This window comes from Actinacidiphila epipremni (assembly GCF_012034175.1).
Taxonomy (GTDB): domain Bacteria; phylum Actinomycetota; class Actinomycetes; order Streptomycetales; family Streptomycetaceae; genus Actinacidiphila; species Actinacidiphila epipremni.
In genome coordinates this window covers 83,212-99,088 of record NZ_JAATEJ010000011.1, presented here as the reverse complement: position 1 = coordinate 99,088, position 15,877 = coordinate 83,212, and the positions used below count along the sequence as shown (strand labels likewise).

Annotated in this window: 14 protein-coding genes; 7 read left to right on the top strand and 7 right to left on the bottom strand. The window is 74.7% G+C overall.

The features are described 5' to 3' along the window. Window positions 1-100: 100 nt before the first annotated feature. The 3 genes from HCN08_RS15910 to HCN08_RS15900 form a co-directional block, all read right to left on the bottom strand. Window positions 101-1,648 (bottom strand): phytoene desaturase family protein, encoded by a 1,548-nt coding sequence (locus HCN08_RS15910; protein WP_167983733.1) that lies wholly within the window; start codon window positions 1,646-1,648, stop codon window positions 101-103. Between the two features lie 28 nt (window positions 1,649-1,676). Next, window positions 1,677-2,285, bottom strand: a complete 609-nt coding sequence (locus HCN08_RS15905; protein ID WP_167983732.1) for a DUF4126 domain-containing protein — start codon at window positions 2,283-2,285, stop codon at window positions 1,677-1,679. Window positions 2,286-2,644: 359 nt separating this feature from the next. Then, window positions 2,645-3,271: a TetR/AcrR family transcriptional regulator gene (locus tag HCN08_RS15900; protein ID WP_167983731.1), complete on the bottom strand. Its 627-nt coding sequence runs from the start codon at window positions 3,269-3,271 to the stop codon at window positions 2,645-2,647. A 165-nt stretch (window positions 3,272-3,436) separates the two neighbouring features. Here HCN08_RS15900 and HCN08_RS15895 point away from each other — a divergent pair, with 165 nt between their 5' ends. The 3 genes from HCN08_RS15895 to HCN08_RS15885 all read left to right on the top strand — a co-directional run bounded on the left by HCN08_RS15895 (window position 3,437) and on the right by HCN08_RS15885 (window position 5,426). Further along, on the top strand, window positions 3,437-3,910 hold the full coding sequence (locus HCN08_RS15895; protein WP_407648786.1) for an SAV_6107 family HEPN domain-containing protein: 474 nt from the start codon (window positions 3,437-3,439) through the stop codon (window positions 3,908-3,910). Window positions 3,911-3,957: 47 nt separating this feature from the next. After that, entirely contained in the window at window positions 3,958-4,728 is a 771-nt protein-coding gene (locus HCN08_RS15890) for a methyltransferase (protein ID WP_167983729.1), read from the top strand. Between the two features lie 281 nt (window positions 4,729-5,009). After that, entirely contained in the window at window positions 5,010-5,426 is a 417-nt protein-coding gene (locus HCN08_RS15885; protein ID WP_167983728.1) for a DUF3040 domain-containing protein, read from the top strand. 172 nt (window positions 5,427-5,598) lie between these two features. Here the strand turns inward: HCN08_RS15885 and HCN08_RS15880 are convergent, their stop codons facing one another. The 4 genes from HCN08_RS15880 to HCN08_RS15865 all read right to left on the bottom strand — a co-directional run bounded on the left by HCN08_RS15880 (window position 5,599) and on the right by HCN08_RS15865 (window position 11,235). Beyond that, window positions 5,599-8,016, bottom strand: coding sequence for a transglutaminase TgpA family protein (locus HCN08_RS15880; RefSeq protein ID WP_167983727.1), 2,418 nt, complete (start codon window positions 8,014-8,016; stop codon window positions 5,599-5,601). After that, on the bottom strand, window positions 8,013-9,497 hold the full coding sequence (locus HCN08_RS15875; RefSeq protein WP_167983726.1) for a DUF58 domain-containing protein: 1,485 nt from the start codon (window positions 9,495-9,497) through the stop codon (window positions 8,013-8,015). Before HCN08_RS15875 ends, HCN08_RS15880 begins: the two co-directional genes overlap by 4 nt. Next, on the bottom strand, window positions 9,497-10,504 hold the full coding sequence (locus tag HCN08_RS15870; protein WP_167983725.1) for an AAA family ATPase: 1,008 nt from the start codon (window positions 10,502-10,504) through the stop codon (window positions 9,497-9,499). The genes HCN08_RS15875 and HCN08_RS15870 overlap by 1 nt, the downstream gene beginning before the upstream one ends. Window positions 10,505-10,653: 149 nt before the next feature. Beyond that, on the bottom strand, window positions 10,654-11,235 hold the full coding sequence (locus HCN08_RS15865) for a beta-class carbonic anhydrase (protein WP_167983724.1): 582 nt from the start codon (window positions 11,233-11,235) through the stop codon (window positions 10,654-10,656). A 238-nt stretch (window positions 11,236-11,473) separates the two neighbouring features. Between HCN08_RS15865 and mraZ the strand changes: the two genes are divergently transcribed. The 4 genes from mraZ to HCN08_RS15845 all read left to right on the top strand — a co-directional run bounded on the left by mraZ (window position 11,474) and on the right by HCN08_RS15845 (window position 15,877). Next, the gene (gene mraZ, locus HCN08_RS15860; RefSeq protein WP_167983723.1) at window positions 11,474-11,905 is read left to right on the top strand and encodes a division/cell wall cluster transcriptional repressor MraZ; all 432 of its coding nucleotides are present in this window, start codon (window positions 11,474-11,476) and stop codon (window positions 11,903-11,905) included. 222 nt (window positions 11,906-12,127) lie between these two features. Next, a complete protein-coding gene (rsmH, locus tag HCN08_RS15855; RefSeq protein ID WP_167983722.1) occupies window positions 12,128-13,105 on the top strand; it encodes a 16S rRNA (cytosine(1402)-N(4))-methyltransferase RsmH in 978 nt (325 codons plus the stop codon). Continuing rightward, entirely contained in the window at window positions 13,102-13,566 is a 465-nt protein-coding gene (locus HCN08_RS15850) for a hypothetical protein (protein WP_167983721.1), read from the top strand. The genes rsmH and HCN08_RS15850 overlap by 4 nt, the downstream gene beginning before the upstream one ends. Window positions 13,567-13,957: 391 nt before the next feature. Further along, a complete protein-coding gene (locus HCN08_RS15845) occupies window positions 13,958-15,877 on the top strand; it encodes a peptidoglycan D,D-transpeptidase FtsI family protein (protein WP_167983720.1) in 1,920 nt (639 codons plus the stop codon).

Here is a 15,877-nt window from a genome sequence, read left to right as displayed (position 1 = left end):
GCGCCGGGAGGGCCGGCGGACACAACCCCCCGATCAGTTGAATTCGGGCACCCGCCGGATTAACGATCTTGTACGCGGGCCAGGCGCGGCCGAGCCCGGCTCAGCGGCTGCCGCCGGGACCGCCCATCACCAGGTCCGCCGCGATCGCCGCCGACATCCCGGCGTGCGGCAGCCCGCCGCCCGGGTGCGCCCAGCCGCCCACGACGTACAGCCCCGGCAGCGGCGCCCGGTTCGCCGACCGCAGCAGCAGGCCCGCCGCGCCCGCCAGCGACGGCGCCGGCACCGCGCCGCCCGCCGCCCCGGTGCGCTGCTCGACGTCCACCGGCGTGCGCACCTCGCGCCACAGCTCGCGCTCCCGCAGGCCCGGCACGGCCCGCTCGGCGGCGGCCACCATCAGCTCCGCGAAGCCGTCCGCCGCACCCGGCGCGTCCCAGTCCACCGTCCCGGGCCCCGTGCCCGCGCCGCCCGAGCCGCCCGCGCCGCCCGGCCCGTGCGCCGGCACCGCCGCGGTCAGCGTCACCGCCTCGTGCCCGTCGTCCGGCCGGGTCGCCGGGTCGTCCGGCCGCAGCACCGTCACCGTCAGCGCGCCCGCGGGCGGCAGCGGCTTCGGGTGCCGGGCGAACAGCCAGTCCAGCGCCCGCTCGCGGTCGGCCGCGTGCACGACCGTGCGGTGCGCGCAGCCCGCCGGGCGCGAGCCGCGCAGCGCCAGGTGCACCGTGCACCGCCCGCGCTCCCCAGCCGGGCCGGGGAAGGCCCGCCCGGCCCCGCCCGGGTCCGTCGCCGCCGGCGCCGGCAGCGGCGCCCCGGCCACCACGACGTCCGCCGGCACCTCCTCGCCGTCCGCCAGCCGCACCCCGGCCGCCCGGCCGCCGGCCACCAGCAGCCCGGCCACGGGGGCGTCGAAGCGGAAGTCCACCCGCCGCTCGCGGCACCGCTCGTAGACCGCGTCGGCCAGCGCCCGCAGGCCCCCGCGGACGTACCAGACGCCGAACGTCGCCTCCAGGTACGGCAGCACCGCCGCCGACGCCGGGCCCACCCGCGGGTCCACGCCGTGCGCCAGCAGATGGCTCTCCAGCAGCGCCACCAGCCGCGGATCGCGCAGCTCGGCCGCCGCCACCCGGGCCAGCGTCGGGCGGGCCCGGCCCGGCCCGAAACCGCGGCGCAGCGCCGGATACGGGTCGCGGCCGAAGCCCCGCGGGTCCGGCGGCAGCGCCTCCTCCAGCATCGGGCGCCGCATCACCTCCCACGTCTCGCGGGCCCGCACCAGCAGCTCGCTCCACCGCTCGCCGCTGCCCGGCCCGCACGCGGCGTCCAGCGCCGCGAGGGTGCCGGACCGCGAGGCGTTGGGCAGCGTGACGTCGGTGCCGTCGGCGAAGACATGGCGCCCGGCCGGATCGACCTCCACCAGCTCGACGACATCCTCCAGGGGCGCCTTGCCGGTCTTGACGAACAGGTCGCGGTAGACCGCAGGCAGCGTCAGCAGCCCCGGCCCGGTGTCGAAGCGGAAGCCGTCCCGCGCCAGCCGCCCCAGCGCCCCGCCGTGGTCCCCGGTGCGCTCCAGGACCACCACCCGGTGCCCGGCGACCGCCAGCCGGGCCGCCGCCGCCAGCGACGCCATCCCCGCGCCGATCACCGCAATCCGTGCCATGCCACGGACTGTAGCGGCGGCCCCGGCCTCAGACGGCAGCCGGGGTGCCCTGCCCGCCGCGGGCCGCCCGGCGCTCCCGGCGGCGGCGCAGGAAGCGCCGGATCCGCGAGAAGAGGAACAGCACCATGGTCACGCCGGACACCAGCAGCAGGCCTGCGACCACCGCCGCCGCCACCGGGTGGAAGAGCGCGAAGACCACCAGCGCCGCCACCGTCAGATCCTCGGCCAGGCTCAGCGCGATGTTGGTGAACGGCTCCGGCGAGGTGTTGACCGCCATCCGCGTACCGGCCTTCACCAGATGGCTGACCAGCGCCGTCGACCCGCCCACCGCCGCCGCCGCGACCTGCGGCAGCGAGCCGTGGTGCCCGGCCAGCAGCGCGGCCACCACCGCGCCCGCGGCCGGCCGGATCACGGTGTGCGCCGCGTCCCACGCCGTGTCGACGTACGGGATCTTGTCGGCGACGGCCTCGCACAGGAACAGCAGCGCGGCGGCCACCAGCACGTCGGTGCGCTGGAGCGAGGCCGGGACCTCGTCCGACAGCCCCGTCGCGCCCATCAGGCCCATCAGGAAGACGACGGCATAGGCGTTGATCCCGCTCGCCCAGCCACTGGTGAACACCAGCGGGAGTACGGACATGACCGGAATGCTAGCCACAACGACCGCCACGGGCAGTGCCGTCGACCGAACGTGCGTGAAAGCGCCCGGATCTGAGTATCACTACCTAGACGCGCGGTTGAGTATCCGCACGGATGGCGCGAGCCGTGCGGGACGCCAGAGTGGAGCCGCGGACGGGCCACACCGGTCGTACCGCCGACACGGGGCGGCGGTGGGACGGCGGCCCGGGCGTCAACGGGGGTCGGCATGGGGGCCGCGCTGTCCCGGTCCGGAACGGTCCGGAGGGCGGGCCGGACCGGGACGGCGCAGCGGCCCCGCCGCGCCCCCGCGCCCCCGGACCCGCGCCCCGGCAGCTCAGGCCGGCAGCTCGGACCCGCGCCTCAGACCCGCAGCCCGGGCCCGCCCAGCGCCCCGCCGACCCGGCCCTGGAGCAGCCGCGACAGCGCCGCGTGCACGTCGTCGACACTGCGCTCGGGCTGGAACGCCTGCCAGTCCAGCGCCGCCACCAGCACCATCCCGAACAGCGCGGACGCCGTCAGCGGCACATCGATCTCGTCGCTCAGCTCATCGGCCGCGACCGCCGCCGCCAGCACCTCCTCGACCACCGACACCGCCTCCCGGCGCACCAGCGTCAGCGTGTCCTGCCAGGCCCGGTTGGTACGCCACAGCTCCGCCACGTACAGCTGCGTGAAGGACGGGTAGCGGACGATGAAGGTCAGCCCGGCGTGGATCATCGCGTCCAGCGCGTCCACCCGGCTGCCGCCGCGCGCCACCACCGCCGTCGCCGCCTGCCGCAGCGCGTCCCGCAACCGCCCCACGCCGTCCCGCAGCAGCTCCTCGAACAGGTCGTTCTTGCTGGCGAAGTTGTAGTAGACGGTGCCCTTGGCGACCCCGGCGCGCTCGGCGATCTCGTCGACGGTGGTGGCGGAGAAACCCTGCTCGGCGATGAGAGTGACGGCCGCCGCGTACAACTTGCGGCGGGTGGCCTGGCGTCGTGTGGTGCTCATGGCCCGATCCTGCCGCAGCCGGCCGGGCCGCGAGTGCCGATCTTCGAGGAAGAACCGACAGAAATCCCTGCGAGGAAGGTGAAATCCGCAGGTCAACACGCATTGTCAGTGGTGGGCCCCACTATGGGGCGTACGGACACACGTACGGAGAAAGTGAGGCTCGCCATGGCAGTACCGCTCAGCGACGTCCACCCTGTGCTGCGTCGCGCCACCGCGTCCCCCGCCGCCCTCGACCTGCTCACCCAGGCGCACCTCGGGCTCGCCGAGGCCGCCGGGCTGGACGCGCCCCACGAGCGGTACGCCACCGCTCATCTGGCCGCCCTGCGCACCGCCGCCGCGGTGCTCGCCGCCCGGGGCAGGCCCGAGGAGAGCTCACGCCGGCGGCGCCGGATCCGCAGCGTCTGGGAGGTGCTGCCGGAGATCGCCCCGGAGCTGTCCGAATGGAGCGCGCTGTTCGCCGCGGGCGCCGACCGCAGGGCACGGGCCGAGGCCGGCATAGCCGGCGCCGCCTCCGCGCGGGACGCCGACGACCTGCTGCGTGACGTGCGGATGTTCCTGCGGCTGGTGGAGCGGATGCTGCTGCTGCGCCCGGCCCTCGACGGGGCGCCGCCGCGGCAGGGTGCGCCCGGCACGCCCTAGAGTTGGGGCCAGCCGTTACGTCACCGCCTCGCGAGGAGCCGTCCGCCATGTCCCGTCAAGGAGGGGTGGACCCGATGCGCCCCCGAGCCAGCCTGCGTACCGCCGTGGTCTGGGAGGTGCTGCGCGAAGCGCTGGAGCGACGGGCCAAGGCCGCCGACCGGCCGGTCCTCGACGTGCTGGACACCGGCGGCGGCACCGGCAACTTCGCGGTGCCGGTGGCCCGCCTCGGCCACCGCGTCACCGTCGTCGACCCCAGCCCCGACGCGCTGTTCGCCCTGGAGCGGCGCGCCGCCGAGGCCGGCGTCACCGACCGGGTCAGCGGCGTGCAGGGCGACACGCAGGGCCTGCTCGACGTCGTCGAGGCCGGCGGCTACGACATGGTCCTCTGCCACGGCGTCCTGGAGTACGTCGACGACCCGGCCGAAGGCGTGCGCAACGTCGCCGGGGCGCTGCGCCCGGCCGGCGCGCTCAGCCTGCTCGCCGCCGGGCGCGGCGGCGCCGTCCTGGCCCGCGCGCTCGCCGGCCACTTCGCCGAGGCGCAGCACGCCCTGCGCGACCCGGACGGCCGCTGGGGCGGCGGCGACTCGCTGCCCCGCCGCTTCACCACCGAGGAGCTGACGGGACTGGTCGCCGACGCGGGGCTGCGCACGGTCTCCGTGCACGGTGTGCGGGTCTTCGCCGACCTCGTGCCCGGGGTGCTGGTCGACACCGAGCCGGGGGCGCTGGACGCGCTGCTGCGGCTGGAGCTGGCCGCCGCGCAGGAGCCGGGCTTCCACGCGGTGGCCACCCAGCTGCACGTGCTCGCCGAGCGCGGCTGAGCGGGCCGCGGGTCCCGCCCCCGAGGGCCGCGGGTCCCCGGCGGGCAGAGCCGTCGGTCACCTCCCGCGAGGGCCGTCGGTCACCGGCCGGGCGGGCCGTCGGTCACCGGCCCGCCCGTGGCGCCATTCATGACCGTATGCTGGCATGACGCGACTGAGGACGGGGAAGGAAGCACCCGTCGGATTGGCGCACAGGGGCGGGTGTCACGGGGGCGATTCCCTGCCTATCCTGAAAGGGTCGGAGCGGTCGCCTCGCGGCGGCCGACGAAGAGGAGGTCTCCGTGCCGCTCTCGGAGCACGAGCAGCGCATGCTCGAGCAGATGGAGCGAGCGCTGTACGCCGAAGATCCCAAGTTCGCGTCGGCGCTCGAGGGAACCGGGCTGCGCACCTTCACCCGGCGCCGTGTCTACCAGGCGGTCGCGGGGTTCCTGGTGGGTGTCGCCCTGCTGATGGGCGGCATGATCGCCAAGCTGACGTGGCTCGGTGTCGCGGGCTTCCTGGTGATGCTGGCCTGCGCGGTGCTCGCCGTCACCGGCTGGCGCAAGGCGGCCAGGCCGCTGGACCAGCCTCCGCCGCCGCTCGGCCCCGACGGCCGGGTGCGCCGCATCGGGCGCCGCCACCAGCCCCGTAAGGGCAAGGTCATGGACCGCATCGAGGAGCGGTGGCAGCGCCGCAGGGACGAGCAGCAGGGCCGCTGAGTTCCGCCGAAGGCTTGCCCCGCCGGGGTCGCCCGGCGGGGCTTTTTGCTGCCCCGGAGGGGGCGTCTGTTGTTGCCAGACCATCCGCCGTCCCCGGTTGCTCGCGCAGTTCCCCGCGCCCCTTCACAGCCCCCTGCGTGGCGGGGGAACCGCGCTGAGGGCGGGGAGTCGCTTATGACGCCTCGCGCGTCAGCCGGCGGCGCAGTGGGGTGGTCAGGCGGGACCAGGTCAGGGTCAGGCGGGTGGAGAGGGCGGTCGTGCGGGCCGAGGTGGCCCACAGGACGCGGGCGAAGGAGCGGGGGAGGAAGCGGGCGCGCAGCCGGGTGCCGCGCCCCGCGGCGGCGTGCAGGCCGTCCCGTACGGCGTGGGCGTCCGCGGCCAGGCCCGTCGCCGGGTGCGGGGCGGGCGCGTAGAGGGTGCGCTCCACCGCCGAGGCCAGCCGGTGCGCGGCCTGCGCGGCGCTGCCGCCGAGCCCGCCCTCCGCGGTGAGCCGGGCCATCGCCCGCCGCGGCGTCTCGGACTCGTCCGGCGTGATCCCGTAGTCCCACCCGGTGTCCAGCACCTCCTCCCACGCGGCCAGGACCGGCGCCCCGGCCCCCTGCTCGCGCCGCCCGCCGCCGAGCCGCCGGGCCCGTACCCGGTTGCGCCACGCCAGTGGCAGCAGCGGCACCGCCAGGACCAGCAGCGCCAGCAGCGCGAGACCGGCGTTCCGCAGCGCGTCCGGGCCGCTGCCGCCCGAGCCGCCACCGCCCGCCGCGGCGGCGGAACCGCACGTGGCGGAGTCGGCCGAGGTGTGGTCGGCGCACTGCGCGGACTGCGTCGGCGCCGGCCGGGCGGTCGCCGCCCCGCCGTGCTGCGTCGGGTCGGGCGTCTCACCGCCGCCCGCCGGGCTGGTGGAGACCGTGTACGACGGCGCCGTGCCGCGGTAGGGCGTCGGCTCGAAGCGCGTCCAGCCGATGCCCTCGAAGTACAGCTCGGGCCAGGCGTGCGCGTCCTTCAGGCCCACCGACATCGTCCCGGACGTGGTCAGCGAGCCGGGCGTGAAGCCGACCGCGACCCGCGCGGGGATGTGCAGCGTGCGGGCCATCGCCGCCATGGTGAAGGCGAAGTGGATGCAGAAGCCCTCCTTGGTCTGCAGGAAGCGCGCTATCGCGTCGACCCCGGTCCCGGACTTGGCCTGCGTGTTGTAGACGAACTCGCCCGACGTGAAATATTGCTGGAGGTCGAGCGCCCGCTGGTAGTCCGTGGTGGCGCCGCGCGTCACCTGCCGGGCGGTCTGCGCCACGACCGCCGGCAGCGAGTCCGGCACCTTCTCGTACTTGTCGGCGATCTCCTTGCCCGGCGGCGGCGCCGCGGCCAGCTGCGCGGCGGTCGGCTCCAGCTGCAGGCTCGTGACCTGGTAGTGGATGCCGGACGTGGTCTGCCCGCCGGCGCCGATGACCATCCGGCCCTCGGGCTCGTAGCGCCAGTTCCCCTCGGCCCGCACGCTCGCGGCCGGGTACGGCATCGGCAGCCAGCCCTGCGCGTAGTCCCGGTCCACCGTGACCGTCGTGGTGACGGTGGTGTACGGCACCTCGGGCGCCAGGCCCTGCGGGGTGGGCAGCTGCGGGGGGATGTCGAGCTTGTCGTCCTTGGAGGCCGACCACTGGGTGCCGTCGAACTGGTCGAGGGCGACGATCCGCAGGTACATCCCCGCCGCGTCGGCGGAGTTGGTGCGGTAGCTCATCACCTCGCGGTTGTCGGGCTGGTTCAGGTAGTCCTGGAGCGCGACCTCGGGCCGTACCGCCGTCACATTGCCGTTTCCCGTACCGAGGCCGTCACCGCCCCCGCCGCCCTTGCCGTCCAGCAGGCCGCCGCTCAGCGACGGCAGCGCGACCGGCAGGATCAGCGCGATGCCCAGCGCCATCGCCCCGATACGCCGCCCGGTGCGCACCGGTGCCAGCGGCGCTCCGCCGCTGTCGCCGCCGGGCCCCGACCAGCCGCCCTGCCGCGGCGCGCCGCCGAAGACCCGGCCCCAGCGCGAGAGCCGGTCGCGGCCCTCGGCGAGCAGCAGCAGCAGATAGCCGGCGGCGGCGACCAGGAAGTACAGCCACTGGCTGCCGCCCTCCTCAAGGCCGGCCGCGACCGCGTAGAGCGCCAGCAGCGGCAGCCCGGCCGGAGCCGCGCTGTTGTACGTCACCGCTATCGCGTCCACCGCCAGCCCGATCACGACGACGCCGCCGACCAGCAGGAAGCGGATGCCGGGCGTGACCGGCGCGGGGATCGCGAAGTTGGTGACGTCGGTCATGCCGTCCTGCACCAGCTGCCCGAACTGCCGGAAGACCGTCGGGCCGGGCAGCAGCCCGCCGAGCGCCTGCGCCCGCGCGAACATCAGCGTCAGCACCAGCAGCGACACCAGCGCCTGCGCCACCACCGTCAGCGGCCGGGGCAGCGGCACCCGCCGGGCGCCCGCGCCGACAGCGGCCTGGAGCACCACGCAGAAGGCCGCCTTGACGAACCAGCCGCGCGGGGTCGCGAGCGGCAGCAGCGCCGAGGCGGCCATCAGGGAGGCCAGCGCCGCGAAGATCGTCAGCCGCGCACGTCCACTCATGTCGTCGCCCCCGCATCGTGCCGTGACCCGGGGTCGTCCGCCGACCCCTCCCGCTGCCGGTACCGGTCGGCCTGCTGCCACAGCTCCGGCAGTGCGTCGCCCGCCCCGACCTCCACCACGGTCCAGCCGGCCTCGCGGAGCATCCGCACCGCCCGCCGCGTCCCGTCGTTCTGCTCGGGCACCGCCGAGGCGTCGGTGACCGGCACCAGCCGGCCCGCCGCGTCCCGCGCCACCCAGTCGTCGCTGTCCAGCACGAACGCCACCGCGCCGCCCGCGCGCTGCCGGATCCGGGCCACGCTCGTGGCGTGCTCCTCGTCCATGTCGCCGAGGATCGCCACGATCAGCCCCTCGCTGGCGCTGCGCAGCGCGTCGTACGCGGCGGCGAGCGACTCACCGTCGGAGTGCCCGACCACCGCGAGGGTGTCCAGCAGCACGCCGGCCATGTCGGACGAGTCGCCGGCGAACCCGGCCGTGCCCTCCGGGCCCGGCACACTGCTGCCGGTGTCGGTCAGCAGCCGCACCGCGTAGCCGCGCTCCAGCATGTGGGTGGACACCGACGCCGCCGCCGACACCGCCCACTCGAAGGCCGAGTCCGGGCCCGAGCCGAAGTAGGCCCAGTCGCGGGTGTCCAGCAGCACCGTGCAGCGCGCCCGGTGCGGCTGCTCCTCGCGGCGCACCATCAGCTCGCCGTACTTGGCGGTCGAGCGCCAGTGCACCCGGCGCAGGTCGTCGCCGTGCCGGTAGCCGCGCGGGATGACGTCGTCCTCACCGGCGAAGGCGAGCGCCCTGGTGCGGCTCTCGCCGTACCCGTTGGCCTCGCCGGCCAGCCGCACCGGCGGCAGCGGCTCGACCTTGGGCACCACGGTGAGGGTGTCGTACGCGCTGAAGGAGCGGGTCAGCTCGCACATCCCGAACGGGTCGCTGAGCCGCAGCTGGAGCGGGCCCAGCGGATACCGGCCGCGCAGGTCGGAGCGGACCCGGTAGGACACCTCGCGGTGGCCGCCGGGCTCGACCCGGTCCAGCACGAACCGCGGACGCGGACCGAGGACGTACGGCACCCGGTCCTGGAGCATCAGCAGGCCGGTGGGGATACGGGAGACGTTGTCGACCCGCAGATGCACCCGGGCCTCGGACATCGCCGGCACCCGGGAGGGCGACAGCCGGCGGCTGCCGGCCACCCGGTAGCGGGTGCGGTAGAGCACCGCGACGCACACCAGCGGCAGCACGGCGAGCAGCAGCCCGACCCGCAGCAGGTCGGGCTGCCCGAGGACGTACGCGCATATCGCCGCGGCGACACCCGCGGCCACGAAGGAGCGGCCCCGGGTGGTCAGGCCGCCCAGCGCGGTGCGGAAGCCGCCGGTCCGCGGCGGCGGCCCGGGCGGCGGCGGTGCGGTGGGCGCGTACGGCGGGGCGGGCGGCGGTGCCGCGGACGGCGGCGGTGGCGGGGGCGGCGGGTACCCGCCGGCGGCGGGGTGGGACATCACAGCCCCCGGGCGCCCGGCATGCCGGGGCGGCGGCCCGCCGACGGGTCGGGCACCGGCACCCGCTGCAGGATCTCGGCCACGACCTGCTCCGGGGTGCGCCGGTTGAGCTGGGCCTGTGCGGTCGGCAGCAGCCGGTGCGCCAGCACCGCGGCGGCCAGCGCCTGCACGTCGTCGGGGAGGACGAAGTCCCGCCCGTCCAGGGCCGCCGAGGCCCGGGCGGTGCGGATCAGGTGCAGCGTGGCGCGCGGCGAGGCGCCCAGCCGCAGGTCCGGGTGGTCGCGGGTGGCGCCGACCAGGGCGACCGCGTAGCGCCGCACCGGGTCGGCGACATGCACCTGCCGCACCGCCTCGATGAGCTTGACGATCTCGTGGGCGTGCGCGACCGGCTGCAGGTCGTCCAGCGGCGAGACCCCGCCGTGCACGTCCAGCATCTTCAGCTCGGCCTCGGGGTTCGGGTAGCCGATGGACACCCGGGCGGTGAAGCGGTCGCGCTGCGCCTCGGGCAGCGGGTAGGTGCCCTCCATCTCCACCGGGTTCTGGGTGGCGATGACCATGAAGGGGCTGGGCAGCTCGTACGTCGTGCCGTCGACGGTGACCTGGCGCTCCTCCATCGACTCCAGCAGCGCCGACTGCGTCTTGGGCGAGGCGCGGTTGATCTCGTCGCCCACCACGATCTGCGCGAAGATCGCGCCGGGCTTGAACTCGAAGTCCCGCTGCTGCTGGTCGAAGACGCTCACGCCGGTGATGTCGGAGGGCAGCAGGTCGGGGGTGAACTGGATGCGCCGCACCGAGCAGTCGATGGACCGCGCCAGCGCCTTGGACAGCATCGTCTTGCCGACACCGGGCACGTCCTCGATGAGCAGATGGCCCTCCGCCAGCAGCACGGTCAGCGCCACCCGCACGACCTCGGGCTTGCCCTCGATCACGTTCTCCACGCTGCGGCGCACCCGGTCCGCGATGGTGGTCAGATCGGTGAGGCTGGTGCGTGCGTCAAAGGTCGTCACCCGGTGCTCCTAGGCCATGTTCCGCGGGACACGGTCATCCCTGGACCGGCCCTCCCCGAAGTGCGCCACCGCCCGCCGTCGCCGGAGAGCGGTGTCCGCACCCTGCATTCTTCCCTTACGCGGCGCCCGTCGTCACTCGGCTGCCGTTATTAATTCGTGATTTCCCGCAGCCGGCCGGTGTGCACGTCGAAGACAAAACCCCGGACGTCGTCGGTGTGGCGCAGGAACGGGGAGGTCCGCACCCGCGCCATCGACTGCCGGACGTCCTGGTCGACATCGGTGAAGGACTCCACCGCCCATGTCGGGCGCTGGCCGACCTCCGCCTCCAGCTCGGCACGGAAGTCCTCGGTGATGGTCTCCATGCCGCAGCCGGTGTGGTGGATCAGCACGACCGAACGGGTGCCGAGCGCCCGCTGGCTGATGGCCAGTGAGCGGATCGTGTCGTCGGTGACGATGCCGCCGGCGTTGCGGATGGTGTGGCAGTCGCCCAGCGCCAGGCCGAGCGCCTTGTGCAGGTCGATACGGGCGTCCATGCAGGCGACCACGGCGACCTGGAGGACCGGGCGGGCGTCCATGCCCGGGTCCTCGAAGGCGGCGGCGTACTCCTCGTTGGCCTGGACGAGCCGGTCGGTGACCGAGGCGGTGGCCGTGACGCCGGCTCCCGCGGGCTCGGCCGGACCGCCGGGGGCGGGGGATACGTCGGATCCCGAGGATCCAGCAGATATCGACATGTCTCGACGGTAAGGCCCGCACCCCCGCACGACCTGTTGTGAGTTCCGACGAAACGGCGGAATCCGCCGCCATTCCAGTGGCGTGTGACGTAACCCACACGTGTCCGCGCGGTGCGCCGGGGGTCGCTCGGCAGGGTGACGCGCCCGCGCCGCGCCGCCGTTGACCGTGGGGCATGGTGGAGTAAAGTGGCGCGAAGTGGTGCCCCGGGCCGTCCGGAAAGCGTCTGCGGGAGGTGCGATGTTCCTCGGGACGTACACCCCGCGCCTGGACGACAAGCACCGGCTGGTGCTGCCCGCCCGGTTCCGCGAGCCGCTGGCCGACGGCCTGGTGATCACCCGCGGGCAGGAGCGCTGCCTGTGCGTGTGGCCGCTGGAGGGCTTCCGGGCGGCCACCGAGCATCTGTCGGCGGCGCCCCTGACCTCGCGTTCCGCGCGGGATTACCTGCGGGTGCTGTTCGCCGGCGCGCACGACGAGGTCCCCGACAAGCAGGGCCGGGTCACCGTGCCGCAGCCGCTGCGCGAATACGCCGGACTGGTGCGCGACTGCGCGGTCATCGGGGCCAACACCCGGGTGGAGATCTGGTCGGCGACCGCCTGGACGGAGTACCTGGCCGCCCAGGAGGACACCTTTTCGGCGCTGTCACAGGAGGTCCCGCCCGGATTACTGTGAGCGCGGACCTGCCCCGCGCGCACCCCTTCACCCGTCCTCACCCGCGCGGACGTACGGCTCGGCCTCCTCCCGCTCCACGGTTCGGCTGGCACCACTTCCCCGGTGCCAGGGGAACGTTTCTGCCGAGCGGGCGGGGACCAGGTTCTACGTCCACCCCCGGCGCCGGCCGCGGTCCTCCCGGGACCGGCCGCGCGCCCGCACCGTCCGAGAAGGGCCGGCCCCATGAGCGACACCACCCCGCAGCCGCCACCGCCGCGGCACGTCCCGGTGATGCTGCGGCGCTGCCTCGACCTGCTCGCGCCCGCGCTCGCCGAGCCCGGCGCGGTCGTCGTGGACGCCACGCTCGGCCTCGGCGGGCACAGCGAGGCCCTGCTGAGCACATTCCCCGCCGCCCGGCTGGTCGCCCTGGACCGCGACCCCGAGGCGCTCAAGCTCTCCGCGCAGCGCCTCGCCCCGTTCGGCGACCGCGCCACGCTCGTCCACGCCGTCTACGACGAGCTGCCCGACGTGCTGGCGTCGCTGTCCATCCCGCGCGTGCAGGGCGTGCTGTTCGACCTGGGCGTGTCCTCCATGCAGCTCGACGAGGCCGAGCGCGGCTTCGCGTACGCGCAGGACGCGCCGCTGGACATGCGGATGGACCAGACGACCGGGATGAGCGCGGCCGAGGTCCTCAACACCTACCCGCCCGGCGAGCTGGTGCGGATCCTGCGCACGTACGGCGAGGAGAAGTTCGCCCGCAAAATCGTCGACGCGGTCGTACGGGAGCGCGAGCGCGAGCCGTTCACGACCAGCGCGCGGCTCGTCGAGCTCATCCGGGACGCGCTGCCGCAGGCCGCCAAGCGCACCGGCGGCAACCCCGCGAAGCGTACGTTCCAGGCGCTGCGGATCGAGGTCAACGGGGAGCTGGCCGTCCTGGAGCGGGCGATCCCGGCGGCGGTCGGCGCGCTGGCCGTGGCCGGCCGGATCGCGGTGCTCTCCTACCACTCGCTGGAGGACCGGCTGGTCAAGCAGGTCTTCGCGGCCGGCGCGAGCAGTACGGCTCCGCCGGGGCTGCCCGTGGTGCCCGAGCGCTACCAGCCGCGGCTGAAGCTGCTCACCCGCGGGGCGGAGCTGCCCGGCGAGGACGAGGTGGCTGAGAACCGCAGGGCCGCGCCGGCGCGGCTGCGGGGCGCGGAACGCATCCGCGAGGAGGCGGTATGAGCCCGGTCCGCAGGGCGGGCGGCGCAACCGCCGCGCGTACGCCGTTCGTCATCCTCGTCGTGACCCTGCTCGCCGGTGGCCTGATCTCGCTGCTGCTGCTCAACGCGGCGGTCAACCGTGACTCGTTCCAGCTCAACAAGCTGCAGAAGGAGACCACGGGGTATACGGACGAGCAGCAGCAGCTTCAGCAGGAGGTCGACCAGTACGGGGCGCCCGGCTCTCTGGAGAGCCGGGCGCGGGAGCTCGGGATGGTTCCCGGCGGGAACCCGGCGTTCCTCGCGCCGGACGGCTCTGTCCTCGGCACGCCGCAGCGGGCCACGGCCCCGCCGCCCCCGCCGAGCCCCAAGCCCACCGCCTCGTCGGCGAGCCCCTCCACCCCGCCGGCCACCACGCCGCCCCCGACCACCCCGCCGGGGACCACCCCGGCGACCCCGACGACCGCTCCTCCGACCGGCAGGTGACCATGCTTCTGCCCCTGACCCGTCGCCCCGGGCTGCCCCGTCCTGTGACCGCGCGACCGTCCGCCCGTGGTGGGCTTGTCGCGCAGTTCCCCGCGCCCCTGCGCGCCGGGCTGCCTCGTTCTGCTGTCGCGCGATCTTCCGTCGCCGGTGGGTTGCTCGCTCCGTTCTCCCCCAGAGCTTCGCCTGGGAGGTACCCCCACGCGCCGCTGGGGGGCGACGTGCTGCGCAGACGTGCGCCTTTTCGGGCTGCGCTTGCGCGTGAGGGTTCGCGTTTTTCAGGGGCGCGGGGAACTGCGCGACAAGCCATGAACTGGCGGAAGGTCGCGCGACTGCAGGACGGGGCAGCCCGGAGCGTAGAGGCGCTCGGGGGTGCGTGGTGAGCGGAGAGGGGATGCGGCGGCCTCGGGCGCAAGGGGGGCGGGCTCCGCGGCAGAGGCAGGCGCAGCGCGTCGTGCGGCTCGGGCGGCCACGGCCGAGGTTGCGGCTCGTCGGCGTCGCACTCACCCTCGTGATGGGCATCTTCGTCGTGCGGCTCCTGCAAGTGCAGGCGGTGGACGCGTCCGCGTACAGCGCCAAGGCCGCCGTCAACCGCTGGGTCACCCACGACGTCACGGCGGACAGAGGCACGATCACCGACCGGGACGGCGTCGCCCTCGCGACGACCGTGGACGCGTACGACATCACCGCCGACCCCTACCTGTTCACCCCGGCCCAGGCCAAGACGAAGGACGCCCCGGCCCGCGCAGCCGAGTTGCTCGCCCCGATCGTCGGCGGCGACGCCACCACCATCGCCCGGCAGCTCTCGACGCCGAACTCGCGCTACCAGATCATCGCCCGCCAGCAGTCGCCCCAGGTGTGGAGCCAGATCTCCGACCTGAAGAAGGCACTCGCCGCCAAGGCCGTCAAGGACCCCGGCGCCAACGTCCTGGCCGGCGTCTTCGACGAGCAGCACACCAAGCGCGTCTACCCCGGCGGTGACCTCGCCGCCGGTGTGCTCGGCTTCGTCGACAGCCAGGGCAAGGGCGGCGGCGGCCTGGAGTCGATGTTCGACAAGCAGCTCGCCGGCAAGAACGGCAAGATCCGCTACGCCCAGTCCAACGGCCGCCAGGTCCCCACCGCCGGCGTCCAGCAGCAGCCCGCCGTCCCCGGCTCCGACGTCGAGCTGACCCTCGACCGTGACATCCAGTGGGCCGCCCAGAGCGCCATCAGCGCCCAGGTCGCGAAGTCCAAGGCCGACCGCGGCTACGTCATCGTCATGGACAACCGCACCGGCCAGGTGCTCGCCATGGCCGACGCCCCCGGCTTCGACCCCGGCGACCTCTCGCACGCCGACCCCGCCGCCCTCGGCAACGCCGCGATGCAGGACGCGTACGAACCCGGCAGCGTCAGCAAGCTCATGTCGATGGCCGCGATCATCGACACCGGCACCGCGACCCCCACCACCCACGTCGTCGTGCCCGGCACCCTGCCGCGCGCCGACCGGATCTTCCACGACGACGTCGACCACGGCACCTGGTACCTGACCCTCAACGGCGTCCTGGCCAAGTCCAGCAACATCGGCACCATCGAGGCCACCGGGCAGCTCGGCAAGACCCAGGCCCAGGCCAACCAGGTCCTCTACTCCTACCTGAAGAAGTTCGGCATCGGCGACCCCACCGGCATCGGCTTCCCCGGCGAGACCCCCGGCATCCTCGCCAAGCCGCAGGACTGGAACGCCTCGCAGCAGTACACGATCCCCTTCGGCCAGGGCCTGTCCCTCAACGCCCTGCAGGCCACCTCCGTCTACGCCACCGTCGCCAACGGCGGCGTCCGCGTCCAGCCCAGCCTCATCCGCGGGGTCACCGGCCCCGACGGCCGCTTCGTCCCGGCCCCGGCGCCGAAGAAGACCCGGGTGGTCAGCGCCAGGACCGCTACGACGCTGGCGCAGATGCTGGAGTCGGTGGTCGGCAGCGAGCAGGGCACCGGCATCAACGCCCGCATCGACGGATACCGCGTCGCGGGCAAGACCGGTACGGCCAACCGGGTGGACCCGAAAACCGGCACGTACAAGGGCTACACCGCCTCCTTCATGGGCTTCGCCCCCGCGGACGACCCGCGCGTCACCATCTCCTGCGTCATCCAGAACCCGACCAAGGGCAGCTACTACGGCGGCTCCATCTGCGGACCGGTCTTCAAGCAGGTCATGCAGTTCGCCCTCAAGACGCTCCGGGTGCCGCCCTCCGGCGCGCCCGCGCCGAAGCTGCCGGTCGACTACGACCCGTCCGAGCCCGCCGCGCCCGCGGCCGGCCCGGCGGGCACGAAGGCACGGTGA